Origin of the sequence: Mycolicibacterium hippocampi (assembly GCF_010723735.1) — a bacterium.
GTDB classification, from domain to species: Bacteria; Actinomycetota; Actinomycetes; order Mycobacteriales; family Mycobacteriaceae; genus Mycobacterium; species Mycobacterium hippocampi.
In genome coordinates, this window is sequence record NZ_BLLB01000002.1 from 5,309,735 (window position 1) to 5,336,671 (window position 26,937).

At 63.3% G+C, this 26,937-nt stretch carries 31 protein-coding genes and 1 tRNA gene; 15 read left to right on the forward strand and 17 right to left on the reverse strand.

The window, feature by feature from the left end; translation table 11 throughout:
• Positions 1-3: 3 nt before the first annotated feature.
• The 3 genes from G6N53_RS26495 to G6N53_RS26505 all read right to left on the reverse strand — a co-directional run bounded on the left by G6N53_RS26495 (position 4) and on the right by G6N53_RS26505 (position 2,767).
• Positions 4-1,023 carry a sodium:calcium antiporter gene (locus G6N53_RS26495; RefSeq protein WP_163894145.1) on the reverse strand — a complete coding sequence of 340 codons (1,020 nt, stop codon included), beginning with the start codon at positions 1,021-1,023 and terminating at the stop codon, positions 4-6.
• A gap of 118 nt (positions 1,024-1,141) precedes the next feature.
• Positions 1,142-2,080 (reverse strand): R2-like ligand-binding oxidase, encoded by a 939-nt coding sequence (locus tag G6N53_RS26500; RefSeq protein WP_163894146.1) that lies wholly within the window; start codon positions 2,078-2,080, stop codon positions 1,142-1,144.
• Between the two features lie 12 nt (positions 2,081-2,092).
• A complete protein-coding gene (locus tag G6N53_RS26505) occupies positions 2,093-2,767 on the reverse strand; it encodes a TetR/AcrR family transcriptional regulator (protein ID WP_163894148.1) in 675 nt (224 codons plus the stop codon).
• An 82-nt stretch (positions 2,768-2,849) separates the two neighbouring features.
• Between G6N53_RS26505 and G6N53_RS26510 the strand changes: the two genes are divergently transcribed.
• Positions 2,850-4,346, forward strand: coding sequence for a DUF2252 domain-containing protein (locus G6N53_RS26510; protein ID WP_163894150.1), 1,497 nt, complete (start codon positions 2,850-2,852; stop codon positions 4,344-4,346).
• 58 nt (positions 4,347-4,404) lie between these two features.
• Here the strand turns inward: G6N53_RS26510 and G6N53_RS26515 are convergent, their stop codons facing one another.
• Positions 4,405-5,766 (reverse strand): hypothetical protein, encoded by a 1,362-nt coding sequence (locus tag G6N53_RS26515; RefSeq protein ID WP_163896393.1) that lies wholly within the window; start codon positions 5,764-5,766, stop codon positions 4,405-4,407.
• A 350-nt stretch (positions 5,767-6,116) separates the two neighbouring features.
• On the opposite strand from G6N53_RS26515, the gene G6N53_RS26520 reads away from it, so the two are divergent.
• The gene (locus G6N53_RS26520; RefSeq protein WP_163894152.1) at positions 6,117-7,142 is read left to right on the forward strand and encodes an NADPH:quinone reductase; all 1,026 of its coding nucleotides are present in this window, start codon (positions 6,117-6,119) and stop codon (positions 7,140-7,142) included.
• 77 nt (positions 7,143-7,219) lie between these two features.
• Here the strand turns inward: G6N53_RS26520 and G6N53_RS26525 are convergent, their stop codons facing one another.
• Positions 7,220-7,615, reverse strand: coding sequence for a nitroreductase family deazaflavin-dependent oxidoreductase (locus G6N53_RS26525; protein ID WP_163894154.1), 396 nt, complete (start codon positions 7,613-7,615; stop codon positions 7,220-7,222).
• Positions 7,616-8,202: 587 nt separating this feature from the next.
• On the opposite strand from G6N53_RS26525, the gene G6N53_RS26530 reads away from it, so the two are divergent.
• The 3 genes from G6N53_RS26530 (at position 8,203) to G6N53_RS26540 (ending at position 11,116) form a co-directional block, all read left to right on the forward strand.
• Positions 8,203-8,703 carry a hypothetical protein gene (locus G6N53_RS26530; RefSeq protein ID WP_163894156.1) on the forward strand — a complete coding sequence of 167 codons (501 nt, stop codon included), beginning with the start codon at positions 8,203-8,205 and terminating at the stop codon, positions 8,701-8,703.
• Between the two features lie 254 nt (positions 8,704-8,957).
• The gene (locus G6N53_RS26535) at positions 8,958-10,319 is read left to right on the forward strand and encodes an ApeA N-terminal domain 1-containing protein (RefSeq protein WP_163894158.1); all 1,362 of its coding nucleotides are present in this window, start codon (positions 8,958-8,960) and stop codon (positions 10,317-10,319) included.
• 32 nt (positions 10,320-10,351) lie between these two features.
• Positions 10,352-11,116, forward strand: coding sequence for a S1 family peptidase (locus G6N53_RS26540; RefSeq protein ID WP_163894160.1), 765 nt, complete (start codon positions 10,352-10,354; stop codon positions 11,114-11,116).
• Between the two features lie 298 nt (positions 11,117-11,414).
• Here G6N53_RS26540 and G6N53_RS26545 read toward each other — a convergent pair whose 3' ends face one another.
• Complete coding sequence (locus G6N53_RS26545; protein ID WP_163894163.1) at positions 11,415-12,317, reverse strand: DUF5677 domain-containing protein; 903 nt, start codon at positions 12,315-12,317, stop codon at positions 11,415-11,417.
• A 256-nt stretch (positions 12,318-12,573) separates the two neighbouring features.
• On the opposite strand from G6N53_RS26545, the gene G6N53_RS26550 reads away from it, so the two are divergent.
• The gene (locus G6N53_RS26550) at positions 12,574-13,170 is read left to right on the forward strand and encodes a recombinase family protein (protein ID WP_163894165.1); all 597 of its coding nucleotides are present in this window, start codon (positions 12,574-12,576) and stop codon (positions 13,168-13,170) included.
• The gene (locus G6N53_RS26555; RefSeq protein ID WP_163894168.1) at positions 13,170-13,874 is read left to right on the forward strand and encodes a hypothetical protein; all 705 of its coding nucleotides are present in this window, start codon (positions 13,170-13,172) and stop codon (positions 13,872-13,874) included. Before G6N53_RS26550 ends, G6N53_RS26555 begins: the two co-directional genes overlap by 1 nt.
• 76 nt (positions 13,875-13,950) lie before the next feature.
• Here G6N53_RS26555 and G6N53_RS26560 read toward each other — a convergent pair whose 3' ends face one another.
• The 8 genes from G6N53_RS26560 to G6N53_RS26595 form a co-directional block, all read right to left on the reverse strand.
• Positions 13,951-14,781 carry a hypothetical protein gene (locus G6N53_RS26560; RefSeq protein ID WP_163894171.1) on the reverse strand — a complete coding sequence of 277 codons (831 nt, stop codon included), beginning with the start codon at positions 14,779-14,781 and terminating at the stop codon, positions 13,951-13,953.
• A gap of 282 nt (positions 14,782-15,063) precedes the next feature.
• Entirely contained in the window at positions 15,064-16,200 is a 1,137-nt protein-coding gene (locus G6N53_RS26565; RefSeq protein ID WP_163894172.1) for a DUF3631 domain-containing protein, read from the reverse strand.
• Positions 16,197-16,445 carry a helix-turn-helix transcriptional regulator gene (locus tag G6N53_RS26570; protein WP_163894174.1) on the reverse strand — a complete coding sequence of 83 codons (249 nt, stop codon included), beginning with the start codon at positions 16,443-16,445 and terminating at the stop codon, positions 16,197-16,199. Before G6N53_RS26570 ends, G6N53_RS26565 begins: the two co-directional genes overlap by 4 nt.
• 118 nt (positions 16,446-16,563) lie before the next feature.
• Positions 16,564-17,934, reverse strand: a complete 1,371-nt coding sequence (locus G6N53_RS26575; RefSeq protein ID WP_237166652.1) for a tyrosine-type recombinase/integrase — start codon at positions 17,932-17,934, stop codon at positions 16,564-16,566.
• A 62-nt stretch (positions 17,935-17,996) separates the two neighbouring features.
• Positions 17,997-18,073 (reverse strand) — tRNA-Leu (locus G6N53_RS26580).
• A gap of 83 nt (positions 18,074-18,156) precedes the next feature.
• Positions 18,157-18,576 carry a DoxX family protein gene (locus G6N53_RS26585; RefSeq protein WP_163894176.1) on the reverse strand — a complete coding sequence of 140 codons (420 nt, stop codon included), beginning with the start codon at positions 18,574-18,576 and terminating at the stop codon, positions 18,157-18,159.
• Between the two features lie 56 nt (positions 18,577-18,632).
• Positions 18,633-18,944, reverse strand: coding sequence for a protein UsfY (gene usfY / locus G6N53_RS26590; RefSeq protein ID WP_163894178.1), 312 nt, complete (start codon positions 18,942-18,944; stop codon positions 18,633-18,635).
• A 44-nt stretch (positions 18,945-18,988) separates the two neighbouring features.
• Complete coding sequence (locus G6N53_RS26595) at positions 18,989-19,609, reverse strand: flavodoxin family protein (protein ID WP_163894180.1); 621 nt, start codon at positions 19,607-19,609, stop codon at positions 18,989-18,991.
• A gap of 146 nt (positions 19,610-19,755) precedes the next feature.
• On the opposite strand from G6N53_RS26595, the gene G6N53_RS29960 reads away from it, so the two are divergent.
• Positions 19,756-19,926: a hypothetical protein gene (locus G6N53_RS29960; protein WP_205390472.1), complete on the forward strand. Its 171-nt coding sequence runs from the start codon at positions 19,756-19,758 to the stop codon at positions 19,924-19,926.
• A 4-nt stretch (positions 19,927-19,930) separates the two neighbouring features.
• On the opposite strand, the gene G6N53_RS26600 is transcribed toward G6N53_RS29960, so the two are convergent.
• Positions 19,931-20,299, reverse strand: coding sequence for a hypothetical protein (locus tag G6N53_RS26600; protein ID WP_163894183.1), 369 nt, complete (start codon positions 20,297-20,299; stop codon positions 19,931-19,933).
• Positions 20,300-20,324: 25 nt separating this feature from the next.
• Positions 20,325-20,495: a Rho termination factor N-terminal domain-containing protein gene (locus tag G6N53_RS26605; RefSeq protein WP_371870867.1), complete on the reverse strand. Its 171-nt coding sequence runs from the start codon at positions 20,493-20,495 to the stop codon at positions 20,325-20,327.
• Positions 20,496-20,686: 191 nt separating this feature from the next.
• On the opposite strand from G6N53_RS26605, the gene G6N53_RS26610 reads away from it, so the two are divergent.
• A complete protein-coding gene (locus G6N53_RS26610; RefSeq protein ID WP_163896395.1) occupies positions 20,687-21,196 on the forward strand; it encodes a flavin reductase family protein in 510 nt (169 codons plus the stop codon).
• Entirely contained in the window at positions 21,193-21,909 is a 717-nt protein-coding gene (locus G6N53_RS26615; protein WP_163894187.1) for a pyrimidine reductase family protein, read from the forward strand. Before G6N53_RS26610 ends, G6N53_RS26615 begins: the two co-directional genes overlap by 4 nt.
• A 14-nt stretch (positions 21,910-21,923) precedes the next feature.
• Here G6N53_RS26615 and G6N53_RS26620 read toward each other — a convergent pair whose 3' ends face one another.
• Complete coding sequence (locus tag G6N53_RS26620) at positions 21,924-22,406, reverse strand: DUF6328 family protein (protein ID WP_163894189.1); 483 nt, start codon at positions 22,404-22,406, stop codon at positions 21,924-21,926.
• 107 nt (positions 22,407-22,513) lie between these two features.
• On the opposite strand from G6N53_RS26620, the gene G6N53_RS26625 reads away from it, so the two are divergent.
• From G6N53_RS26625 to kdpB, 5 genes are all read left to right on the forward strand, one after another.
• Positions 22,514-22,732 carry a hypothetical protein gene (locus G6N53_RS26625; protein WP_163894191.1) on the forward strand — a complete coding sequence of 73 codons (219 nt, stop codon included), beginning with the start codon at positions 22,514-22,516 and terminating at the stop codon, positions 22,730-22,732.
• Positions 22,733-22,949: 217 nt separating this feature from the next.
• On the forward strand, positions 22,950-23,042 hold the full coding sequence (locus tag G6N53_RS26630) for a potassium-transporting ATPase (protein ID WP_237166653.1): 93 nt from the start codon (positions 22,950-22,952) through the stop codon (positions 23,040-23,042).
• The gene (locus tag G6N53_RS26635) at positions 23,024-23,125 is read left to right on the forward strand and encodes a potassium-transporting ATPase subunit F (RefSeq protein ID WP_237166654.1); all 102 of its coding nucleotides are present in this window, start codon (positions 23,024-23,026) and stop codon (positions 23,123-23,125) included. The genes G6N53_RS26630 and G6N53_RS26635 overlap by 19 nt, the downstream gene beginning before the upstream one ends.
• Positions 23,125-24,795: a potassium-transporting ATPase subunit KdpA gene (gene kdpA / locus G6N53_RS26640; RefSeq protein WP_163894194.1), complete on the forward strand. Its 1,671-nt coding sequence runs from the start codon at positions 23,125-23,127 to the stop codon at positions 24,793-24,795. The genes G6N53_RS26635 and kdpA overlap by 1 nt, the downstream gene beginning before the upstream one ends.
• Positions 24,795-26,936, forward strand: coding sequence for a potassium-transporting ATPase subunit KdpB (kdpB, locus tag G6N53_RS26645; RefSeq protein WP_163894196.1), 2,142 nt, complete (start codon positions 24,795-24,797; stop codon positions 26,934-26,936). The genes kdpA and kdpB overlap by 1 nt, the downstream gene beginning before the upstream one ends.
• Position 26,937 lies beyond the last annotated feature (1 nt).

Below are 26,937 nucleotides of genomic sequence, written 5' to 3' on the forward strand. Positions count from 1 at the left end.
GACTCAAGCCATCGCGATACCGGCGACACCGGCCACGTAGAGAGCCAACATCAGCACAGTCTCGAAACCGAGATTGCCGAAACCGTGTTTGTGGCGGCGTAACAGGCCGAGCAACAACACCGAGACCAACACGATGGACAACGCCACCCACGCCACGTCGCGCGACGCGATCGCCTCGTAGATGGTCCCACCGCGGTAGGCGACGTCCGAAGCCGTCAGTATCAGGACGTCGAAGGCATTGCCGCCGAGGATGTCACCGACAGCCAGCGACAGTGCACCCCGCCGGACTGCCGTCACCGCGACCACGAGTTCAGGAAGAGAGGTAGCGGTTGCGGTGAACAACCCGCCCATCAGGGACTGGTCCAAGCCGACACCCGTGGAGATGGTCGGCGCCACTTGAGCCATCACCCACCCGGATCCAGCGACCATCAGTGCCAGTATTCCGAAGCTCGTCCACGTCCCGAGGACATCAACAGGCTTGGATTCTTCGACGATCTCGTCCTGGGCGGTACCGGTCGCCAGCCGCGGCTGCCACATCGGGACCCGTTCGGCCTGTCTGGTCAGGCGCAGTCCGAGCACGTAGCCGACCACGATGATCACGGAGACGGGGTGCAGACCGTAACCGCCGAGCCCAGGCAGAGCCATTCCTACCAGTGGCAGCGCCAGCATGCCGATCAGGATGACGCCTTGCAACATGTTCGGTTCGGACGCCGCGGCGTACTCGAGATTCGCGCGGCGGTATGCCATGTCGGCGATGGCAAGGAATGTCGTCTGCACCGCGATGCCACCGAGTGCGTTGGTGACCGCCAAGGACGCGTTGCCCTCCCAGGCGGCGGTGACCGAGGTGATCGAGCCGGACAGGGACGTGACCGCGCCGATGAGAACTGCGCCGGTGAGGAGTTGGCCGAGTCCGGTGATCTTGGCGATCTGCTCGGCGCGCTTGGTCAGCAGGACACCGCCGATCGCGATGACGATCGTCGACGCTGCGAAGATCAGCAGGCTGTACGGCAACGACTCAGTCAAGGCAATGACTTCGGCGCTGCCCAGGGCACGGTCTGTACCTCATGCCGCCAACGTGCCCCGCAAGCAGGGCGCCTAAACCGGCATCGTCACTCCCTGTGCGGAGGCGCGGGATCTCGGGTCACGCCGAAGCGGCCAGCGCCTTGCTGTCCTCGGCGGCGAAGGTGTCCTCCAGTTGCAATGGCGAGTAATCGATGTCGATTTCTGCCAGCGGGCGTCCGCGTGCGCTGCTGATCGTCCCGAACCGGCGCATTCCCTTGTCGGCGGCGTACTGCTGGAATTCGTCCATGGTGAAGTCGAACGGAATCTCGTCGTAGAGCGCGAACGAATCGACGGTGTTCTGCAGGGCCAGCGGGATCAACTCGTTCATCCGGGATTCGAACACCCCCCAGTTGGAGTCGTCGGCGGCGACGTGCCGTCGACAGGTGAACGTGCCCCAGGCCATGTGGCGCCGCTCGTCGTCGCCGATGCGGCGGACCAGTTCCTGCATCCCGGGCAGGATGCCGCGGTCCACGCAGATCCGGTGCCACGCATAGTATCCCGTCAGCGCCATCATGCCCTCGATGACGTGGTTGTAGGTCACCGAGGCCCGGACCTGGCTCGCCGGTGACGGATCGGTGGCCAGCGCGTCGAGCGACTTCGGCAGTTCCTCGTAGAACATCTGCCGGTACGACGGCAGATCGTCGAGATAACACTGCAGGTCGTCGGTCATCCCGACGGCGTCGAGCCACATCCGGAACACCTGGGTGTGCTTGGCCTCCTCGAAGGCGAACTGCGTCAGATACATTTCGTCACCGAGTCGGCCCTCAGCGCGCATCGCCGCCATGAACGGCTGGATGTCCTGGGTGACGGCTTCCTCACCGGCGATGAACTCTGCGCACAACCGGGTGGCCCAGTCGCGCTCCAGGTTCGACAGCGCCTCCCAGTCCGCGCGGTCCCGGGAGAAGTCGATGTCGGCCGGGTTCCAGAACTTGGCATTCCCGCCGGCGAACAGCTTCAGCGGCATGCTGGCCCAGTTGAGTCCTCCGGCCGCCAATGAGTCCGAACGTGTTCTCTCCATGGGGTTTACCTCCTAGGTTGAAGCGGGCTGATCGGGATGTACAAGGGCAGGCTGGAACGCCGTCGCCAGCACCGCGATGTAGCGGCGCACCGCCAGTGCCGGCTGCTCGGGTGAGAGCTCGTCGAGCCCCAGTACCGGGTCCAAGCCCCGTACATAGGGCGCCAACGCCAGGTGCGGCAGGATCATCAGCAGCAGTGAGAGCAGGGTCTCGATATCGGCATCGCGGTGCAGGTCGCCACGTCCTCGTGCGTCGTGCACCAGTGGCCGCAGCACCTCGAGGTAATGCCGGTGCATCACTGCCCGCACGCTCACCCGCGCGTCGGTGTCGACCTCGAAACTTGCGGCGGCGTGCAGCGACCGTTCGCGCGGATGCTCTGCGAAGTAGGCGACCCAGGCGTCCAGCAGATCGGTGAGGAACTCGAAGAACGGCCTGCCGGCGTCGAGTTCGCGGATCTGGTCCTCCATGTAGACCCGCACCCGTTGGCTGCCCACGTCGCAGATGTAGGCATAGAGGTCGCGCTTGTCGGCGAAGTACTGGAACAGACTGCCTTTGGCCACGCCCGCACGCCGAGCGATGACATTGAGGCTGCCACGGGAGAAGCCGTGCGCGGCGAACTCCGCCTCCGCAGCTGCCACCACCGCTGCCCGACGGTTCCCGTCGAGACGGGCCCATGTCACTGTCGGCATCACGCCTCCGAGTCCTCTATGACCACTGGTCATATTACTGTGATTCATGCCACAGTCAAGGGCCTCGATAAGCTCGGTGGGCATGGACGACAAAGCCGCCGCGAGCAACGAGGGCGACAGCACCGCCGAGTACGACACCGCTGCCGACAACACCGACGCCGGCGGCCGGGTGTCCGCGCGCGACGACGAGACCGCGGCCGCCGACGATGCCGGCAGACCGGGACCTGCGTCGCGCGTGGAGTCGTTCCGGCTGCTCGCACAGGCGCGCGCCGACGGCGAAATGGTGCCGCTGCCAAGGATGTTGGATGGTGACGACCGTCGCCTACATGTGCGCCAGACCATCCGCGAGGACCATCAGCTCCGCATCGCCCGGCACAACGAGGAGGCTTTCGGGAAGTTCGACAAACTCGCCGGGTCAAGGTTCTCGTTCTTCCGGGGCACCGCCCTGCTGTTCTATCGCGACATGGCCGGCGAAGACGCCTGGATGCCCACAGTGCTGGCCGCCGGCGACATCCACCCGGAGAACTTCGGCGTGATGCCCAATGCCGACAACGTGCCGATCTTCGGCATCAACGACTACGACGAGGTCTTCTATGCGCCTTTCACCTGGGATCTGAAACGCGGCGCCACCGGGTTCATGATCGCCGCCGACGAGATCGGTGGATACGGGCACGGCAAGCGCTGCAAGATCATTCGCTCTTTCGTCCACGGATATGTCGACAGGATCAGCGCCTACGCCACCGATCACAGTGAAGGCGACTCAGATCTGCGGGAGGACAACGCGCCCGAGTTGATCGCAAGTCTGATCAAGAGCGCCAAGTCCGGTGGTCGGGCCAAGTGGCTTTCCAAGAAGTACTACAACGAGACGGCCACCGGCTTCAAATCCAGCAGCAAATTGGTGCCCATCTCCAGCCGCCGCGACGAGTTCCAGGAACTGATCGACCGTTACGTTGAGGAGTCCGGCATCACGGTGCCCATGCGTGCCGGCGCGATGCGGGTCAAGGACGTCGCCGAACGTCGCGGTCAGGGAACGGCATCCCTGGGCCTGGTGCGCTACTACGTGATGATCGAGGGGCCGCTGACCGATGCGTCCGATGACATCCTGCTCGAACTCAAGCAGGCGCGACGCTCGGCGCTCGAGGGTCTGGTGCCACCGTCAGAGCACCTGGTGGAAGGAAACGCCGACCGCGTCGTGCACGGCCAACGCGTCCAATTGGTCAGCGGCGACCGGTTTTACGGCAGCATCAAGCACCGCGGGATCAGCTTTCTGGTCAGGGAACGCTCGTGGTTCCGCGACGATATGGACCTCGATGACCTGTCGTTCAAGCAGTGGCGCGAGTATGCGCAGATCTGTGGCGAGGTGCTCGCCCATGCACACGCGCTCTCCGACGAAGCCGGTCTGCTCGACCATGATGTCGAACCGGAGATCGTCGAGGCCATCGGGTTTCCGGAACTCTTCGTCGACGACATCGTGCGGTTCGCCGACGATGCCGACAGCCGCTGCAAGCGCGATCATCAGGCCTTCCGCGAGGACCACGCCCTCGGGGCTTTCCGCCGCATCGACCTGGTGTACCGCTGAGTGGGGCCGTAGGCCACCACGCCCGTCACACAGACCTTGCGGACGACCTCGCGGACTATCACCAGGTCGTCAAGATGACGTGGTTGAGTACCAGGGCGCCCGTGACGTTGAGGACCAGCCACCAGCGATGAGATCGTGGCGGTAGCAACGCCGCGGCGGCCGGCAACCAGATCGTGAAAGGCAACCAGATGCGTTCCACTTCGGCCTTACTCAGCATGCTGGCGTCGGCAAAGAGTATCGCGACCAGCATCGCCACGACCACCACGTGGAGGCCCCCACGCCGCCGGAGCGCCCCGAAGTCGACCGCCCGGGCGGCCCCCGCGACACCGGCCAACCCAACCGCACACACCACCGAGGCCAGATTGGCCCATGCCCAGTACTGAAATGGCCGGTGACTGGCGGTTCCCTGCCAATATCTCTGCTGCACCAACTCATAGCCCTCGAACCACCAGAAGCCGGCCAACAGGAAAGCCACCGCCACCATGACGGCAGCGAGCACCGCCGCGAGAAGGACACGTACCGCGGTTCCGCGGTTCTTCGCCAGAATCAAGACCGCGAGAGCGGGCAGCGCCATCAAAGCCATGCCGTAGCTGAGGAACACCGCCCACCCCAGCAGTAGGCCGGCGGCGGCCGCGGTCAGCACCGGATGCCGCACCTCGCAGCGCACCGCCACCGCCAGGAGCGCAAGGGCCCAGGTGGTCACCCCGGCGAAATAGCCGTCGGCCGACACCGCGACCCAGATGGCCGTGGGCGCGACCGCGACGAAAGGTGCGGCCGCCCGTGCCGTCACCTCGTCGGCCACCGCACGCACCGCGACGACGATGGCGGCGGCGCCGCTCGATCCGATCAGCAAGCAGAACAACCCCGCCCAGGCTCCGCCGCCCAATCCGAGCCGATCGAGCCAGACGAACGTCAGCAACGCACCGGGTGGATGTCCGGAAACGTGGATGATCCACGAATCCGGTTGGAAGTCGAGGATGCGGTCGGCGAAGCCGCGCACCGCGTCGGAGACGTCACCAATTGTCGGCACCTGCTGCAAGTATTCGTGACGGGTGGTCAGGCGGCCGGCGAAACCACGCTGCCAGCCATCCACCATCGCCAGCGAGAAGGCCCATACGCAGGCCGTCGCCCACGTCGACAGGATCAACGTCCGCCACTGCAATCGCTGCGCGACGGACGGGCCCCACAGCGCGACGGCGAATCCGATCAGGATGGCGGGGCCGGTGCCCGCGCCGACGTGCATCTCCCACGCGCCGTGAATCGGTGCAGACGCTGCCAACTCGGCGAACTTCGCGGGAGTGACGTCGATCAACGGCAGCACACCAAGACCCATGTGCGGCAGGGCGAAAGCCGCAACGACCAGTCCCAGGCCGATCAGTGCGACGACCGCGTCGCGACGGGCCGGGACGGTCGATTTCAGCCGGTCGCCGAGCCGACGACCGTGCGAAGTGCCGCCTTTCGTGGCGCGATCACCATTGATCACGGACTGCCCTCTTCATGCCGGAGAACGCGGGTGCGAAGAGTACAACACGCCGCCAGGCCGTTGCCGTCAGTGACCTGACCCTGCCGCTGCGATCGTCAAAGCACATCAGGCGACGAGGGTAGTCTCAATCGTCCTTCGTCACATGGTCGAAAGGCGCAGCGCGACAGCGCACCAGTGAGATTGAGGTAGCTTCAGCAGCACGGTGAGGTGATCGCGGAGTCCGGTTCACGACGCACCCGGGCCGACCCGTTGGAACATCTTCCGCCGCGCATCGCGTTGTGCGTCTCATGAAGGCGATCACCTACTCCCGAACAGGCGACATCTCGGTTCTGCAACCGCAAGACCGTGAGGTTCCCGACCCCGACGCCGGGCAGGTGCGGGTGCGCATCGTGTTTTCCGGTGTCAACCCGACCGACTGGAAGCACAGGAAGGGGACGAGCCCGGGCCAGCAGCTCGAATTCCCCGAGGTGGTCCCCCACCACGACGGCGCCGGAGTGGTGGACGCCGTCGGCGCCGGTGTCACCGACCTCGCGGTGGGTGATCGGGTCTGGGTCTTCATGGCCCAGCATCAGCGCCCGGACGGTACGGCCCAGGAGTACGTCGTGCTGCCCGTCACGTCGGTGGTCCCGCTGCCCGATGCCGTCGGTTTCGACGTGGGGGCGAGCCTCGGGGTGCCGGCGATCACCGCACACCGGGCGCTCACGGTGGCGGAGGGCTGGCCGTCGCGGCTGGAGCCCGGAGCCCTCGCCGGCGCGACGGTGCTTGTGGCGGGCGGCGCCGGAGCGGTCGGCCACGCCGCCATACAGCTGGCCCGGTGGGCCGGTGCCCGCGTCATCACCACCGTCAGCACCCCCGAGAAGGAGGCGCTGGCGGCCTCGGCGGGTGCCCACCACATCGTGAACTACCGAGCCGGGGACACTGCGGCGACGATCCGCGAGATCGCGCCCGACGGGGTCGACATCGTCTTCGAGGTCGCCCCGAGGCCGAACGCCGCGCTCGACGCGGCAGTGGTGTCGAACCGCGCGACGATCTCGATCTACGCCAACGACGGTGGCGGCAGTGTGGAACTCGACATCATCTCGAACATGTGGGTGAACGCTCGCTACCAGTTCCTGGTCCTGTACACCGTCGGCGAGGATGTGCTGGCCAACGCTCGCGACGACGTGGCCGCCGCGGTCCGCGACGGGGCCATGGGGGTCGGCGAAGCCAACGGGCTGCCCGTGCACTACTTTCCGCTCGAGGAGACTGCGTCTGCCCACGACGCGGTCGAGAGCGGAGTGACCGGCAAGGTGCTCATTCAAGTGAGTGAGTAGCGGATCGCGTCACGGCACCGACGTGGCTGCGGCTGGGGCGGATACGCACCGACATTCTTGCGCTCGCGGTACAGAGGTCAATCCGCGGAGCCCACATTCGTCAGCAGCACGGCTGCCTCGTTGTAGGGAAACGCTCGGTAGAGGAGGCGAGAACGCGGTATGACGTTGGCCGCGGCCTCGGCCTTGCTCACCACCCGCGGGTTGACGAGCGCGACAGCCCGTCCACGCTTGCGCAGCACCGTCGGTCCACCGGCCAGCACGTTCTTGAACCAGTCCGTCTGCAGGCCGTAGCCGACGAGGATGGCGTAGCCATCATGGGTCTGGAACACCAGAAGGGGCGTTCGATATCGCTTACCCGACTTCCGCCCGACGTGCTCGAGCGTCCCGAGGTTCGGAAGCCAGGGTGTGATCGTGCGAGCTGCCGGATTGGTGACTCGCTTGTTGAACTCGGCGATTCGGCGAGGCACGCGCATTCTTGGAGTCTAGGTATTGGTCGAGGTTCCTCGCTGACGCGGTGCTCACGCAGGGAGCTGCCTGCAATCGCCCTTACCTGCAAGAACTTCAGTGCCCCCAGTCGGACTCGAACCGACACTGTGCGGATTTTAAGTCCGCCTTTTTGGTCGTTTGCAGGTATCGGTACTCTTGGGGTCTGCCTGCGACTAGCGGCTTGTTCTGGCATTTCGCTCAATTTAGCGTTGGTACGGATGGGCCGTCTGCGGTGACATGTGCATACACACCGTTTACAAGTAACACCCCTGCTGGACAGAGTTATGTGCAGGCAATTGCAACGCGCCCCATTCCCATCGACGCCCGGATTGCCGACCAAGCCGGGAATGCACCTAGACCGGTGCCTAGTCTCGTCGTCGGACTGCCCGCTCAATCACTTGCGCAACCGGTCAACCAACAGCGTTCGCACGCTCCCTCACGAAAGTCGCTCGCGTGCAAAGGTTAGGACACTCGTCGATCCACCCAGCATCGACTTGTCGCAACTACTGTCGGGACTTCGACCGCTACGCTCACCGCGAGGAAACGCTGTTGCGCGGCCTGGGATGATGATTCAGTGAGACCCGTCCGCCTGTCACCGCCATTCGCCGCCGACAAACAAACAATGCAGCGATTTTTTGCCACTCAGGCAGCCGAATTAGTTGAACGCTTGCCCGCCGAGTCGTACAGGTTCGGTCAGCCATTGGCAGTTCATGTGGCGCTTATGGAGAGCTTCTTGATAAATGTCCGGTTACTGGTTGAGTTCCTCGGCGTACAGCCGTCGAGCAAAAAGGCCGATGCATCGGCAGCAAGCCTGGACCCAGCCTGGCAACCTCCGAAAGACACAGAGCTCGCGCTTCGCCTCAAAGAACATTGGAGATTCGCGTCGAAGCACGTCGTTCACTTCAGCGACCAGTCGCACCTTTGGCAGACGCTGAATCGACGTCGGCTCGACAGCATCGCTGACGACGTGCTCACGCTATGGGACGACTACGCGACGCTCGCCGCGCATCCGATGATTCAGCGGCGCGGCAACTTCACCGTCTTTGGTGATTTAGATGCGAGCGAGGGGACATAAAACTCGCGGACTATTTGTTCCTCGATGCTCGGATTTCGAAGAACGGACGAGCTAGCTCCCCGCGAATCGAAGAACCGATTCATAACCCGAGGCCATCTGCGAAGCATCGTTCTTGCGCTCTGGCTGGCGCATTTTGGGTTGCGGCCCGAGCCTCCCCGATCGCCAGGTGACGACGACATCTGACGTCTTATCCGCACTAGCTACGGGGTCGAGGCGGCTGAGTCTGCGTGTCTGGCCCGCCCTGTGGATTCTTGGTGGAACGATCCGGCTATGGGGATCGACTACGCGACACGATGGATGGGACACTCGGCCATTTCTGGATGAATTTCGGCGATGTCTACAATCTCGACAAGGCGGACGACGGCTACGTGCGGTTGGCCGACGACAACTTATTCCACATCGATACGCTTCGCACTCGTCAATACAACAGCGAATTTGGCAGCAACATCGAGCGACTGCCGCTTCCCGACACGATCTATGCGATGACGAACGTCACTCGCTCCATCTTCTTCGATGTCGCCGGTGTCGCGCAGTCGAACGTGATGGGCCAGCGGGCCTCAACCCAAACAGTACGAACCCGCGGTGTGATCGTGAATGTGCCACTCGCAACGCTGAAGGACGACAGATTTCTAACCGTTGAACTAGAGATCCCGCAAGTTACACGTTGGGCCGGACTCACCAGCATCGCAGAGAGCGTCGACGGGTCACCCAGGCAATTCACTGCCAAAACCATTGAGGTGAAGTCTCTTGAACTCGAGATCCGACGCGGTTTCAACTTGAAGCTGGACTCGACATGGCACGTGGACGGTCCCGATGACCGGCGAACGATCAATGCGCCGCTCGTGGTTGGCACGTCGAGCCGGACACCGCGCAGGTGGCACGACCACCTTGTGCCGCTAATCGCCGTCCAGGACCTGATCAATCTCGCCCACGAAGGATTCGTGCCAGCGGAGCAAGCAAGGGTTGAGTTCAAGATCGAAGACGACGGTAGGCCGCGAGAGTCCGCCAAACTCTGGAACTCTCGATTGATGGCGCTGCCGCGCCGAGGCGGCGTGTCAAGTCCAGAGTCAATGACTAGGGTGCCGTTGTTCTACTTGGGTCACATTGGCGGTGTCCAGGGCTTGCGCAATTGGATTCGACTCGACGCAAAGCATCCGCGAGCCACAGGCCCGCTTACAAACACTTTTCGCTACGGCGAGACCGGAGTTGAGGTACACCTCATAGAGATTGCCGTCGGCATGGAGTACTGGACCCGTCTACATAACGAACAATTCAAACGGGCGTGGGCTAGACCCCGGAAACGAGGCAAGAAGAATGAGCCCCTTCCGATGGCTTTGGGCCGCTACGTTGGACCAGCCTTCACCGACTTTGTCGGCGGCGATCTCGACGCCTGGGTGGATCTATTTTGGGGCACCTACAACAGCTTGAAGCATGCGCCGAATTTCGAGTACGACCCTCATGAGGTCGCTACTTTGGGAGATACAGGCGCGCTGTTGCTACTGGGCGCTCTACTAAACCGAGTCGCTGGAAACAGAATCCCGATGGTGGCTCTGACAGGTAGCGTCCGGACGCAGCGACTGAAGGAGCGCATCCAGAAGCTGGTTGCGGGAACCTAACTCAACCAGCAGCCACGAGAGGGTAGTGGAAGATGGAACCACCGGAGGCATTTTCGCACTGCTACGCGCGCACTCTTCGGATCGAGAACGAGAACTCCGGCTCATGTTCCGGGTTCATCTTGCGCTACCAGAGACAAGACTGGCTAGTGACCGCGAGGCACGTCGTCACAGAGGTCGTCGTTCCGGGACACGGGAGGCCGATTACGCTCCGCGACAGGCGATTCAGCGTCCTAGACCAAAGCGGCTTCAAGCATTCCGGATCGGACTTAGAAAAGCTCGACATGGTCGATTTTCGTGCCGATGTAACTGTGTTTCGTGTGTGGTCTCAAGACATCAACTTAGGACCGCCGCTATTACCCTTCGGCGGAGATGACGTGCGGCCTACCCAAGACGTGTACTTCTTGGGCTTCCCCGGCTTTGACCTCCCGGAGGCCTACGGCTTAACGCCTTCGTCTACAACTCCGTTGATCAAGCGGGCGATGGTGTCTGGACAGGCGGACCATTACGACATAAAAGTCTGGTTGCTCGATGGGATGGCCAACCACGGGTTCTCCGGCGGTCCGGTGGTCATTTTCGACTCGAGGTCCGCCAGCTATCAGGCGCTGGGTGTCATTAGTAGCTATGCACCCGCGAATGTACGGATCATTCCCGAACTGATTACCCCTGACCCGCACCGAGTGGGTGTCTCCCCGCTATCACCAAAGGACCGCTTTTTCGAGACCAACTCGGGTATCGCCGCTTGCTTCGACATCAAGCACGCCATCGCCGACATCGACCAATACCTGAAAAGCCCCTAGCCGAATAGCGGCGTAATCTTCCGATCTCTCCGGCCTTTAATGGGACGGGCGCAGGCCCAGATCGACGTGAGGCCCTGCGCCCCAGACACTTCGACATCAGCATTACCGTACGCGCCCAGGGAAGCTTTGACTTAAGAGGTGTCTGGATACGCTAGCGGGGTGGCCGTGGCAGCGTCCCTAGCGACGGAGTCCTTCTGCCTTCCACTTTGGCTACGCCGTAGCGTCGCCGTGCGACCCAAACTGGTGCCAGCTAGCCGAGTTCGCGTATCACTCCGATTTCTCTTTCACAGTTGACGCATCACGGATGAGGCGTCGTCGGCCAAACGCCGAACTTCTCTGCTTCTGCTCTGGTGGCCGAAACCCACGCGAGTCGCTGCTCTGGATCAGCTTGGGGAACATGCTCTAGCAGCTCCCACAGTTCGAGATACAGGTTGATAGCCATGATTAACGTTTGGCCGATGTGGACTGAGTCTTTGGCAAAAATCGCCTCTGGCTTCACACTGCGCGGAAACATCGCGTCAACAAGTGCACTTGGCGCACCGTGCGCCTGGTCAGAGTACGGAACGAATAGAAGGTCGTACTGGTCGACGCGAAGCGGATGATCAGACTGCTTGGCCAGAGTACGAACGTTATGGCCCGACCAGTACTGCTCGCGATTCAACCTGCCCCGAGCGGAAACTGAGCGAAACTCAGGGAATGCATTGGCAAGGATTTGTTCTGCCTCTTGTAGGCGGTCTTCGTCGATCTCCCGTCCCGTCTTCTTCGCGTATAGCAGAGCTCCCCTATCTCTCTCGACGTGCTGCATAAGGCCGTACTTCGCATACAGCAGGTTCCCGTGGTCGCGGTCGTTGAAGGTCTTGAGATGTTCTATGTTGAGCACAAGCTCGAATAGTTGTCGGACAATTCCGACGGCGAACTCCCACTGCCCCTCCTCGCACAACACACGAGCCGATTTGAGAGCGTTGATGCCTCTCATGAACATGCAGGCGTCAAAGATAAAGAGCCGCGCTTCGCGGTTCCTTTCGGGTCGAGTCGCGCCGCGAAGGGCGTCGTCACCTGCCGCTCCCATTGAGAACACCAGATCAAAGTACGAACTCATCCGCTCTCGTTGAGGCGCGAACACGTAAGCCACATCCGGCTTAGCCGCGCCCTGCGAACGATCGTCATCCGTCTTGTTTTGATTCCCTTTGCTATTTGCCACTAACTGAGGGTATCCAGCAGACGCGTCGCGCTTCGAGCCATTTTCCGCCGGTGAGGTTTGGGCAGCAGTAGGGCGGAATGTCGTCGCTGACCGACCAAGGTCCTGCCACATGGCGTCTCAATTCTTTAGATTTGCAACATCTTGTTGGTGTGTGTCTCGCCAACAAAGACTCCCAGTTCGAGATGTCTCAAAACATGCCTCAGAATCGTAGTCTCGTATCTTGCACTTCTGAGACTTTTGCGACAAACTGACCTTCGTGAGTGCCTCTGCTACCGGCGTTCAGCTCGGCTATGCACGAGTCAGCACCGGCCACCAATCGCTAGACCAACAACTCGATGCCCTCTCGACAGCCGGGGTGGATCCGCAGCGCGTGTACACCGATTCGCTGTCGGGCGCATCGACCCGCGAACAACGACCGGGGCTAGCGGCGCTGCTCGACTATGCCCGCCCCGGCGACACCATCGTGACGGTCGGAATCGACAGATTGGGGAGGAATGCAGCAGAGGTCATGACGACCATCCGCGAGTTGGGCGAGCGCGACATCGTGTTGCGGTCATTAAGGGAGGGCATCGACACCTCGAACGCCACGGGTCGGATGGTGGCAGGCGTGCTGGCTAGCCTCGCCGAACTGGAACTGGAACTTGGTCGTGAACGCCGTACAGCCGCGAGAGAGGCACGTCGAGCTCGTGGCCAACACATTGGTCGCCCCAAGGCTCTCGATGCCTCCAAGGCGGCGCTGGCACACCGTATGCATGCTTCAGGCGAGTCAGCGACAACCATCGCAACCACACTGGGCGTCTCCCGGGCTACGGTCTACCGCGTGCTGGCCGACCTAAGCGACGACGACACGTGATGGCCGACGATGAGCCGCTCGACAACATCGACGCCGAGTCGCTCGCCCTGCGCCGCAAGCTATTCGAGAAATACGGGCCTCACGTCGACCTAGTTGGTCTCGCCGCTATCGGAATCACCCGGCGTCTGTGGCGCAATGACGAGTATGGCTACGTCGAGGAAGCCCACAATCGCATCACCGATGGCGAGATGATGGCCGCCAACGTGGCAACCACGAGGCTCGTTTTAGAGGGGCTTGGCACGTATCCCGAAGTCGATTGGCAGACCCTGGCTGATGCATTGACCGATCCACACCGCGTCGCGGGGCGGCGCACTGCCGTCGACCTTCTTGGCAAGACACGACATCGACGCTGGGCTAGTTGGGCACGGAAGTTCATCCTCGCGATTCCGCGCGTGATCGACCAACACGGCGCAGAGTACGTCGTGCTGGGTCTCGCCAATGATGGTGCTGTCTCTGCCGATTGGTGGGGTGGGCCCCCGCTGGCCACAACTCGTCGATGCGTTCATCGCCCAACGAAGCGCTGCCCCACCTGGAATGTCGGTCGAGGCCCTGCGACTGGGTCTCCTGGATGCACCCGACCAAGTCGACCCAGCGATTCTGGATTGGTGCACGGGGGTTCAATTGATCGGATACACGCGCCTGACCGAATAGCTTCGATACGCCACGACGCCGAGGCTCCCGGCGCACTCAGATGCCGGCGTTAGGGACCGCGACCTTCCGCTAGAGGGCAGGCAAGTAGTTCGCGTGAGGCCATGCACCACTGCGCAGTTGCCAATGACATCAAGCAGGGCGTTGATCATCGGTTGAGTCGAAGTTCAGCCTAAACAGATACGGCGAACTCATGCCGCCCTCGGCCTGCCTCAAGAACTCCAACTCAACCTGCTCAAGTACTTCCAGGTCATCGTCCAGAGTGGACTCACTCGCACCTTCGTTCGTCGCTGAGAACAACAGATTCGCCCACCGCGCGTTCCTCACGGACCACATCGTGAGGCTGTGGGGCGCCCATAACACCCAAACGGTATCGACACCGACGACATCGACGAGCGGGGCAAGATGGTGAGCGAGCAGCGGCGCGTCGGTGACTTCGGCGATTGGGTGATCGAGGAAATGAGAGATTAGGAATACATTCTTGGAGTGGTCATCGCCGGACTTTCGTTTCAGTTGACCCACAGCGGCCTCGATGGCCTCCATCCCTTCAAGCGCTAGTACGTCATTAGCTACCCTGACCGTAGAGGAGTACACCCTTTCATGAGGAACCCTCCCCTCCAGCGCATCTCGGTCGATACTTGCGTCGAACTCTCGATACGGCCCCTTCAGAGATTTGATCTCGAAGTCTGCGAAGCGGGTATCCGCCAGCCCCATTGTCTGGGGGATGCAGTTCGAGCGCGACAAATCGAAAACGAGATCCGCCTCACCCGCACGGTCGATAGCAATTGGTGCGCATCCGAGGTAAGCCGTTGCGAGGATGGCAGCGAGGTGCTCGCCAGCCCTCACCTTAAGCTTACGGAGATCTTCTCCTTCGAAAGCACTAGCAAGCTCCTCCGCAGCCCAAAATACGTTCGAATGATGCACCGCGACAATGTGGCTGCCCACTGGACTCGATTCTGGCATGTACCGATTATCGCACCGGCCTGGCGCCGCTCTTCGTCAGTGCATCTCAACATGCAGGTCAGGAGGGCATCACGGGAACGCACGCCCTACCGGGCACTACCAATGGCAAAGTATGCAGCTTACGCCCGCCGCTCTCTGACCTTGAGAGCTCTGTCGCCTGGGGGAGGACCCCTCGGACATCCGCACGAGACACCTCTTGCAAATCAGCGCCTCTCTCTCCGCGAAATAACAACTCAGTCTTGCATTTTCAATTCCCATGCACTGAAAAGCAGACCAAGGCGCTCAGGCAGATTCCTCGCGGCCCTCGCGGTTCTCGCGCTCCTCTGTCGGAGCCAAGTATCGCTCCCACGAATCTCGAAGATCATCGGCTTTGTAGCCCTTCAAGTTTCGACCGTCGATCCACAAATCCACGGGCCTGATGCCGAAGGGCCGCAGATGCTTTGAAAGGTCGCGAGCGTTGAACGATTCGCCGTCGGCGTGGAAGTACCGCCAGCGTCCTTCCCCTAGATGCGAAAGCGAGCAAAGTATCTGCTCAGTAGTCAACCTGCCGTCGGTTCCGAAGGCGGTCCTAAGGTCCCCCAACAGCTGAACTCCCACACTGGCCTTTTCATCGGTGGCGGTGAATGCGATCGCCGCCTCACGAGCCCGTTCTGGCCAGTGCCCGCCAGCAGCATCCGCGACCATCACTAGCGCTTCCCACACGTCAGCGGCACGGTCTTCCACCGGCATTTGGTCGGGGAAAGTCAGACTGACGGTGGCCATCCAGTTTTCGAGGCATTCGCCCAGAGCCGCTGCCTCGCTCCCGTTCGTGCGTTGCCTCCATGGCTCCACTCGCTCAATGCGTTTCCGCTTCTTCATGCGGATCACTACAGCTCGGTCGGCGACCGTATCGGGGAGATTGCCGAGTCCTGCAAGCGCAACCGCGCAGTACGCCGAATACTCTTGCCCACCCAGGACACCGTTCTCCCAAGTCCCACGTCCGGCTGTGGCACCTCTCCGGTGCCCCGCGTTTAGCAGCGCTCGCAGATCCTCATTGCCTTTGGCCCGCGAACCATAGACAGTGTCGATCTCGTCGTAGAAGAGCGTGGCTGGGAGGTCGTCCGAGATTTTCGCCAGGATGTAACCGGTCGAGGCTTGTGAGACGCGGATCCCTCGCGGCACCAGGAGCTGGCTTACCTCCAAGGCGCGAGTCTTACCGCTGCCTTTCTCCGCCGACATGAACGCAATGCGGGGTGTCGATTCCCACGCATCCATCCGCCATGTGTGGGCGAGCCACAGCGTATGAGCATGGCGTGCATGGTCGTTCGGGTATGCAATGAAGCGAGATAGAAACTGCTCGACTTCATTCAGAGTCTGACAGCCGTCAGAAGCCGCGAGGTCCGCTAGATACCCGAGATCGTGTCCCGTGTCGGCGCTCACCGGGCACCGCCGCGAGCAGTCGCTGTCTTCTGCGTTTCGATCCACGCCGCCACGTCTGTGGCGTCGTAGAAGACGGTACGTCCGAGCTTGAAGGAACGCGGCCCTTCGCCTCGATGTCGCCACCACCGCCATGTCGCCACCGGAATACCGGTCTGCTCTGATACCTCGCTAGTGCGGAGCAGCTGGGGATAGCCATTGCTTCGCGAGCTCTTCACTTCACTTCGAGCTGTAGTCTCTGTCGTCATGCGCTAACCCTGACAGGCTGATTGATGTGATCACAGAATCGTCTTGGCATTGCCGATAGGGGCTGTTCGTTCATAGTTCTGAACATGCCACAACCTAGTAATCACAGGTCGAGGGCATTTAGGCTTGGTTCACAGCAATTACACCGCTTGGACTCGGCGAAGCAGCGCTCTGGGCAGCCGTCATCGCGTCCCCTAGCACCCTGGCTGCGTTCTGCAGATCATCGCTATACAGATGACCGTAGCGATCAAGGGTCATAGACGCAGTCGCGTGTCCCAATTGCCGCTGCACCACCTTGATGTTCGCCCCGGTCTTAATGAGAAGGCTCGCCGCGGTGTGCCGCAAAGCATGCGGCGAGATTGAAGGGAACTCCGGTGTGATTGGTTGGCCGTGTTCATCTAGCTCCTCGGCATCAATCTCCGCTTGCCGCTGGTCCATCGCTAGCCGCTGAAGTTGCCGTACCGCCTCGTCGAACACCCAGCGGTATTGACCCAATGTCAGATTGTTGCCGTTCCTGCCAGGAAAGATCAAATCATCGGCATCCGTGGGTAATTCAGCGAGGATGTGCGACCAGACCGGCGGCGGCACCGCCACTTCGCGAATCTTGCCAGTCTTAGTGCCCGAGGTGACCATGCCCTTGCCAGTGACCGCCGTCGCAGACTCTCGGATGATGAGCTTGCCGTTCTTCACGCTCCCCCGCCGCAACGCGACGGCCTCACTAAATCGCAACCCGCAGTAGCCAAGGACCAAGGTGAGCGTGCCGTACTTCCCGCAGCGGTCCGCCAGGTCCAATAGCTGCCGATGGTTTAGGTACTGCATCTCGCGCACCGATTCGCTCGGCAGCTCCTCGCGTGTGTCGATCTCGGCAACGACGTTCTTGGTCGCCAGCCCGGCCTTAACGGCGTACTTGAATACGGCCCCCATCAGTTGATGCGTCTGCCGGATTCGGCTAGCGGAGAGTGGTTTGCCGGACTGCGCGCCATTCACTGAGAGCCCAGCGAACCACGCTGAAATTTGGGGATAGGTGATCTCCTTCATCGGCACATCGCCCCAACGAGGCAGGACCAACGTGTCCAGAATCGACCGATACCCCGCTATCGTCTTGGGCTTCCGCTGCGCACCGGTTTTGGTCAACAACCAGTCCTCCGCCACCGAACGAAAGGTTCCCGTTCCGACTGCTGGACTGACCCAGGTGTTAGTGACCACCTTTCCGCGTTGGTCACGCGACCAAGCTTCGGCCTCCACTTCCGTACGGCAGTCGCGGGTGTGTTGCTTGCCGTCGTCGCCGACGTACCATCCGCGCCAGCGACTACCGATGCCCTGCGGCTTGCCCAGACCCTGGACCCACCTCCCCGTCGCCCGCTTCGTGGGCTTGCCGTCCCGGGTCTTCCACAGATCGATCACGCCGCCCGTGCCTGGAGTGCGCTTGATCGAACTCTGAGGCTTCACGTCAGCGGCATCAGTCCCCGTCAGACTCACAGGCTTCCCCACGGAACCGAGATTACAACCTGCATACAGAACGAAGAGGACAGCCGGCCAAAAACGTATTGACCTGGTGCCCCCAGTCGGACTCGAACCGACACTGTGCGGATTTTAAGTCCGCTGCCTCTGCCAATTGGGCTATGGGGGCGTCACCAACGCGCTGATCCTAGAGACTTCGCGTGCGCGACGCCCCGACAACCCCGCAACGCGCCGCTCCCACGACGCACCATGTCAACGTCGGGGCACACCCGTCGACCACAACGCCCAGGCGACCAAGACCGGCTGAAAGAGTAGACGGACAAAGCGACGGCCGTCGGTGTCGAGCCCGAAACCGTCACGCTTGTTCACGAACTGGGCGATGTTGCCAGGGAACACGGCCACGAAGAACGCTGCCGCCAGCCGCCCCACCAACACCCGGTCGCGGCGCAGCAGCGCCAGACCGGCCCCCAGCATGATCTCGACGCCGCCTGAGGCCATCACCACCCCGTCCTCGTCGAGCGGGACGAACTTCGGGACCTGGGCGCGGAACGTCTCCCGCCCCCAGAACAGATGGCTCAGACCCGCGAAGACGAGCACACCCGCCAGAGCGAGACGGCCCGCGGTTCGTGCCGACGTGGTGGGGGGAGGCTCCGGCAGATCGGTGTTGGTCATGCCTCCCTTTCTACCGGGCATACGTGGGCCGCGTTGTGTCAGGCGAGGCGTCGCACTCAGCTCGTCGGCGGCTCGTGGGGCACTTCGGGATGCTCAGCGTGCCAGCGGTTTTCGGCCTGCCGAACTCGCCGGTGGGTGTACGCCAGCCAGCTCAGTCCGGACGCACCGAGGATCACAGCGATCACCACTGCCACGATGCCCACCGTGGCGTTGCCGCTGCCGAAGGAGAAAAGTCCCACGACCAGGGCCACCACCCCGATCCCGACGGCGATCAGGCCGGGGGCGTTGACACCGTTCTTCATGGACTCGCCGGCGTGCTGGCGATAGGTGCGGGCGTGATCGACAGGATCACGTGAAGTGTCAGGCATAAGATCCATTTCCCATTAAGTTTCGGTGTTTCGGTGTTTCGGCGTCACTCGTAGGGCGGGTACTGCGCTTGGCGCAGCACCCGCGCCAGGTGCGCTGCGTTGCGAGCGACCGCCGCTGTCGTGGATGCCACCGCCTTGGGCACCTCGTCCAGATCCTGGTAGTCCGTCGATTCCATGGCGGCGCCGTTCCAGTACGTGCCTCCCTGCGACGGGATGCTGTATCCGATGTCGTTGAGCCCCTGGAACACGTCGGCGATCACCTTGTGAGCGCCGTCCTCGTTGCCCACCACACTGACCACCGCCACTTTTCCGGCCATCTCCGGACGTCCCTGCTCGTCGTTGTTGGAGAGCTCCGCGTCCAGTCGCTCCAGCACTCGCTGGGTGATCGAGGACGGATGCCCGAGCCACACCGGGGTGCTGATGAGCAGGATGTCTGCGGCAAGCACCTTCTCTCGCAGCTGCGGCCATTGATCACCGTCGCCCATGTCGGTCTCGACTCCCGGGGCGATCTGGAAATCGGCACATCGGACTGCGTCACACTCAACGTCCTGGGTACGCAATGTTTCGAACAGGTGCTCTGCTATCAACGCGCTACTCGACGGTGCAGGACTCGGTTTGAGGCTGCACACCAGGGCCAGCGCGCGAAGTGTCGTCGAATCTGACATGTCGTGGTGGTACCCGACGTAAGGGCCACCAAACGGGGCCGCCTCAGGCGTCAGTCATAGGTCACGTCCGGACAATCATGGCGATTGTTTCAGAGCTGCTGCACCAGGGCATGTTTCCGTGGCCAACACAGATAGGAGAACCGACAATGGGTCAACCGAATCCGGACAAAAGCGAACCCGACGTCGAGTCTGACGACAAGGTCGCGAGCTCACGGGCCAACGACGGGGAAGACGGCGCCTACGTGGGCCAGACTTTCTCCGACGACGACTTCGATGCCGAAGAGAGCGGCGCGGAGGCACGCAGCCAGGACGGGTGATCCGTCAGTCGTCCTCCCACGGTGGGGTGTCGTCCATCTTGTCGTAGTACTTGGCCAGGTGGCTTTTCACCCGGTCGATGTCCTTCTTTGGGAGGTCCACCCCGCCGCGGGAGCCCTGCATCACCGCCGCGGCAGCGATGACGCCACGCGGAACAGCTCTCAACTCACCGTCGACGACATCGGCGATCAACAGCTTGTACGCGGTGAAATTGTCCTTTTTCTCGTTGTCGTACCACACGTGCGCCTCGCGGTACTTCTGGTTGGGCTCGTCGGTGGCGTCAGCCCAGGAACGCACACGCTTCTCCGCGGCGCTGCCATCCCATTCGCGATCGCGGTCAGCCACGGGTAGATTTTGAAATGCAGTCACTGACATGGGATCTCCTAACCTCGACTTCTGTTCAGGAGTAGCGCAACTTGAAGATCAGGTCTTCCTTGCTCAGCGTGGAATATCCCGTCATGCCGAGTTCTTTCGCCCGACTCTTCAGCTGACGCACGGTCCAGTTGTAGTACGAACTGGAATCTGCGCCGCGCCGGCCGGCCACCGGCCTGGTACGGGTGGCAGGTGCCATGACCATGACCTCCTATGTTCGAATCCAGTCCCCGTAGAGTGCCCGACACACGAACTACCAAAACCGCAGCGCCGACGGCCCCACTGACCAGCAGCGATGAACACTCCGACAGGTTTCAGCTCGGGGCCTTCGGGTACGCCACCCACTCGAGGAGGTCCGTATGAGTGCGCCGACGACCGGTTCGGTTCGGCATGGGTGAGCACGAGAACCCGCAGGGCACCGCAGCTTTCGAGAGCCTGGTGTCGCTGCTCGACTACCCGATGTTCATCGTCACCACCAGGGCAGGCGACCAGCAAGCCGGGTGCCTGGTCGGCTTCAGCTCACAGACCAGCATCAACCCGCCGCGTTTCCTGGTCGGGCTGTCCCGTCGAAACCACACCTTCACGGTGGCCGCCGAGGCCACCCACCTGGCCGTGCACGTGCTGCCGCGCGACGAACTGCCGGTGGCACGACTGTTCGGCGGTGAGACGGGCGACGAGACCGACAAGTTCGCCCGATGCACGTGGCACCCGGGACCGGAGGGGCTGCCGATACTGGACGCGGCCGAGTCGTGGTTCGCCGGCAAGATCACCCACCGCTTCGACGTCGGCGACCATGTCGGGCACCTGCTGGAGCCGATGGCAGGCAGCGCGCCCGACGACCTGCGCGAACTCATCAGCTTCTCCGATGTCCGCGACGTCGATCCCGGACACGACGCATGACCGAGGTGGGACGGGTCGACGCCGGCAGCGCCGTCGAGGACCACGGTTACCGGCCCGCACCCGACGGCGTGCGGGCCAACATGATCTTCAGCGCCGACGGTGCCGCGGCGTTCCAGGACCGCGCCGGGCCGCTGTCGTGTCCCGCTGATCAACGACTACTGGTGGCTCTGCGCGCCTACGCCGACGTAGTGCTCGTCGGGGCGGGAACGGCGCGCGCCGAACGCTACGGACCGGTCCGACTGTCCCCCGCCCACCGTGAACAACGCATCGCGCTCGGACTCTCCGAGCAACCACCGCCGATCGCCGTGGTCTCTCAATCGGGAAAGCTGCCCGACACCATGTTCGGGTCGGCGCCGCCGTTGCTGATCACCAGCGCCCGTAGCGCTCGTGACAATCCCGAGGTACAGGCGACACCGTGTCAGGTCCTCACCTGCGGCGAGGACGCCGTGGACATCCCCGACGCGCTGGCTCAGCTGCGGGATCGCGGCCTCCGCCGGGTGCTGTGTGAAGGGGGGCCGACCCTGCTCGACGAACTGGTGGGCGCCGATCTGGTCGACGAACTCTGCGTGACGCTGGCGCCGAAGCTGGCCGGGAGCCAGCCGCTGGGCCGCGGCACCCCCAGCACCCTGCCCGCTCCCGCCGGGCTGACCCTGCGTCACCTGCTGATCTCCGAGGACGACTATCTGTTCCTCCGGTACGGACGTCGGCTCTGACCTGCCTGGGCTGCTCACTCGCCGGTGCGCATGCTCAATGGCCAGACCAGCCAGAAGAGAGTGAACAACGCCAGGGCACAACCACCGGCGACCAGGGCGGCCGGCCGCCCCGCCACCGCCTCGAAGATGATCGTCGTCATCCCGGTCAGCGCCACTCCGAGGAAGAGCACACCGGTGTAGGCGCAGCGGTGCGCCGCGGCGACCAGCGACACCAGCCGGTGACGGCGGAACAACATCCGGTGCATCGCCACAGGGGCGATCAGCAGCGCGGTGGACACCACAGCCGCAGCGACGGTCGCCATGTACACCGCCACCATGGTGTCGTCGAGCAGGTCGAAGCGGGCTTGAAACGGCAACGTCAGCAGGAAGCCGGTCAGCAGCGCCACCCCCGTCTGCACCACACGCAGTTCCTGCAGCAGGCTGGCCCAGTTGCGGTCCAGCCGTTCGCTGTCGGTCTCGTTGCGTAGCGGGCCGTCGCCGGGATTCTGGTCGTCCACAGGTTGATCTTCGCAGCCGGCAAGGCCACCGTGCGCGACTCGGAAATCTAAGGATCTCCACAGGTACCGGCGAGGCGCTTCTCAGGCGGGCACTCCACCGTGGAGCCATGGCTGGTACTTCTCGACGGGCCGCGCTGGCGGCGGTGTTCGTGCTGATGTCCGCCGTCATGCTCGCCGCCCTGCCCGGCATTCACTCGGTATTGGCGTACTGGGCCGTCTCGGCCGTCGCCATTGCGGGCGCGATCGTCCTGATCGTGGCCGGAGAATCGGCGTGGGACCGGATGCTCGTCAACGCGCGCGCAGCCGGCGTCGTCGCCCCCTCCTGACCCGCACGGCGAAATGGGGTTCCGGGCTGTGAATCCGCCCGCGTGAGCGACCCTGAACCCCATTTCGACCCCACGCCCCGCAAGGAGGCCGTAAAAACGGCGGCGACGGGCATCAAGAATGCGTCAATGCACAGCTTGACCGGCTGAAACCGGGCATACGTTGGCGTCCGCAACCGACCAGATCGGGCGGGTGCGTCAACGAAGCGGGAGTGCGCTGATGTCTGTGATGTCCGTGGCCATCTACGTCGCGCTGACGGTGGCGGTCTTCGCCCTGCTCGGTGCGATCCAGAAGTGGGTCGAGGCCCTGTGATCCAGAACGCCGTCGGCCTCGCGCTCGCCGTCCTGATCGCGGTGTTCGTGTTCGCCGCGTTGCTGTTCCCGGAGAAGTTCTAGTGGGCACCACTGCGGCCGGCATCCTCTTCGCCGCTTCCCTGGTCGTCGCGCTGGCCGCAGTGCACGTGCCCCTTGGTGACTACATGTACCGGGTCTACGCCTCTACCAGGGAGTCTCGCGCCGAAGGGCTGATCTACCGGATCATCGGCGCCGACCCCAGAGCCGAGCAGACATGGGGGGCCTATGCACGCAGCGTGCTCGCCTTCTCGGCGGTCAGCATCCTGTTCCTGTTCGGCTTCCAGCTGCTGCAGGGCAGGCTGCCGCTCCACCTGGACGACCCTGCCATCGAGATGACCCCCGCGCTGGCCTGGAACACCGCGGTCAGCTTTGTCACCAACACCAACTGGCAGGCCTACGCCGGGGAATCCACCCAGGGCCATCTGGTGCAGATGGCGGGGTTGACGGTGCAGAACTTCGTCTCGTCCGCCGTCGGCATGGCGGTGGCGATCGCGTTCGTCCGCGGCCTGGCCCGACGCAGCACCGGCGAGCTGGGCAATTTCTGGGTCGACCTGGTGCGCGGAGTCATCCGGATCCTGTTGCCGCTGTCGGTCATTGCTGCGGTCATCCTGATCTCGGGCGGCGTGGTCCAGAACTTCGTGCTGCACGACCAGATGGTCGGCACGCTCGCCGGCGCGCAGCAGACCATCCCCGGCGGCCCGGTGGCCAGCCAGGAAGCCATCAAAGTAATGGGTACCAACGGGGGCGGCTTCTTCAACGCCAACTCGGCCCACCCCTTCGAGAACCCCACCGCGTGGACCAACTGGGTGGCGATCTTCCTGCTCGCGATGATCGCGTTCTCGCTGCCGCGGACATTCGGCCGGATGGTCGAAAGCCGCAGGCAAGGACTGGCGATCGTGGCCGTGATGGCCTTCATCGCCACGCTCAGCGTCAGCCTGACGATGCTGTTCCAACTGCAGCACCACGGCACCGTGCCCACCGCCGTCGGCGCATCGATGGAGGGTGTCGAACAGCGCTTCGGAGTGGCGAACTCAGCGGTGTTCGCGGCCGCCACCACGCTGACATCCACCGGCGCAGTCGACTCGATGCACGACTCCTACACCAGCCTCGGCGGCCTGATGTTGTTGTTCAACATGCAACTCGGCGAAGTCGCACCGGGCGGTGTGGGCTCGGGGCTCTACGGCATGTTGATCCTGGCAATCATCACCGTCTTCGTCGCCGGCCTGATGGTGGGACGCACCCCGGAGTATCTGGGCAAGAAGATCACCCCACGCGAGATCAAGCTGGCGGCAACATATTTCCTGATCACGCCGCTGATCGTGCTGACGGGCACCGCGGTGGCGATCGCGATGCCGGAGCAACGTGCCGCCATGCTCAACACCGGCCCGCACGGGTTGTCGGAAGTGCTCTACGCGTTCACCTCCGCCGCCAACAACAACGGCTCGGCGTTCGCCGGAATCGCGGCCAACACCACCTGGTACAACACCGCCCTGGGGTTGGCGATGATGTTCGGTAGGTTTTTGCCGATCCTCTTCGCGCTCGCGCTCGCAGGCGCGTTCGCTGCCCAGGCGAAGACCCCCGCGTCCATCGGCACCCTGCCCACGCACCGACCGCAGTTCGTCGGTCTGGTCGTCGGCGTGACCTTGATCCTCGTCACCCTCACTTTCCTGCCGGCCCTCGCGCTGGGCCCCCTCGCAGAAGGAATCCACTGATGTCGGTCACTGTCCAAGCAGCCCCCCACGAGCACTCCGCGCACACATCCTCGACCCGGATGCGCGGCGGACTGCTCGACCCACGTCTGCTGTGGACCTCGCTGCCGGAGGCACTGCGCAAGCTCGATCCGCGCACGCTGTGGCGCAACCCGGTGATGTTCATCGTCGAACTGGGTGCACTGTGGAGCACGATCCTGGCCGCCACCGAGCCGTCCTGGTTCTCCTGGCTGGTCGTGGTGTGGCTGTGGCTGACCGTGATCTTCGCCAACCTCGCCGAGGCGGTCGCCGAGGGCCGCGGCAAGGCGCAGGCCGCGACCCTGCGCAAGACCAAGACGGCGACGACGGCGCGCCGCCTCACCGGCTGGTCACCGGTGCACCCGGGCCACGAGGAGCAGGTGAGCGCCTCGCTGCTGCAGCAGGGCGACGTCGTCGTCGTCGAGGCCGGTCAGACGATTCCCGGCGACGGGGACGTGGTGGAAGGTATTGCCTCGGTGGATGAGTCGGCCATCACCGGGGAATCCGCCCCCGTCATCCGCGAGTCCGGCGGAGATCGGTCCGCGGTCACCGGCGGCACCACCGTGCTGTCGGACCGGATCGTCGTCCGGATCACCCAGAAACCCGGCGAGAGCTTCATCGACCGGATGATCGCCCTCGTCGAAGGCGCCGACCGGCAGAAGACGCCCAACGAGATCGCGCTCAACATCCTGCTCGCGGCCCTGACGATCATCTTCGTCTTTGCCGTGGCGACCCTGCAGCCGCTGGCGATCTACTCCAAGGCGAGCAACCCCGGAGTGCCGGACAGTCTGGCGCTCAACGGAAACGGCGTCACCGGTATCGTGCTGGTGTCCCTGCTGGTGTGCCTCATCCCGACCACGATCGGCGCGCTGCTGAGCGCCATCGGCATCGCCGGAATGGATCGCCTGGTGCAGCGCAACGTGCTGGCGATGTCCGGGCGCGCGGTGGAGGCCGCCGGCGACGTGAACACGCTGCTGCTCGACAAGACCGGCACCATCACGCTCGGCAACCGGCAGGCGTCGGACTTCGTTCCGCTGCCCGGGGTGACGCCCTACCAAGTCGCCGATGCCGCCCAGCTGTCCAGTCTCGCCGACGAAACACCGGAAGGCCGGTCCATCGTCGTCTTCGCAAAGGAGCAGCACGGGTTGCGCGCCCGCACCCCCGGCGAGCTGGCCCACGCCACGTGGATCGAATTCTCGGCCACCACAAGGATGTCCGGCGTCGATCTGGACAACCACCGGTTGCGCAAGGGGGCGACGGCCGCGGTCGCCGACTGGGTACGAGGCCAGTGCGGCAGCGTGCCAGCCGAACTGGACGACATCGTCGACACGATCTCTGCGGCCGGCGGCACACCACTGGCCGTCGGTGAGGCCAAGGACGACAACGCGACCGTGCTCGGTGTCATCGGACTCAAAGACGTTGTCAAGCACGGGATGCGGGAACGCTTCGACGAAATGCGCCGCATGGGGATCCGGACGGTGATGATCACCGGCGACAACCCGCTGACCGCCAAGGCCATCGCCGACGAGGCAGGTGTCGACGACTTTCTGGCCGAGGCCACCCCTGAGGACAAGATCGCGTTGATCAAAAAGGAGCAGGCCGGCGGCAGGCTCGTGGCGATGACCGGCGACGGCACCAACGACGCGCCCGCACTGGCCCAGGCCGATGTCGGCGTGGCCATGAACACCGGCACCGCCGCGGCCAAGGAAGCCGGCAACATGGTCGATCTGGACTCCGACCCGACCAAGTTGATCGAGATCGTGGAGATCGGCAAGCAGCTGCTGATCACCCGGGGCGCGTTGACGACGTTCTCCATCGCCAACGACATCGCCAAGTACTTCGCGATCATCCCCGCGCTGTTCGTCGGCCTGTTCCCCGGCCTGGAACTTCTCAACGTCATGCGCCTGCACAGTCCACAGTCGGCGATCCTGTCGGCGGTCATCTTCAACGCGATCATCATCGTCGCCTTGATCCCGTTGTCGCTGCGCGGTGTGCGCTACACGCCGAGCAGCGCTTCGAAGCTGTTGAATCGCAACCTTTCCCTTTTCGGTCTCGGCGGAATCGTCGCCCCGTTCATCGGCATCAAACTCATCGATCTGACCATCCGACTCCTCCCGGGAATGTGAC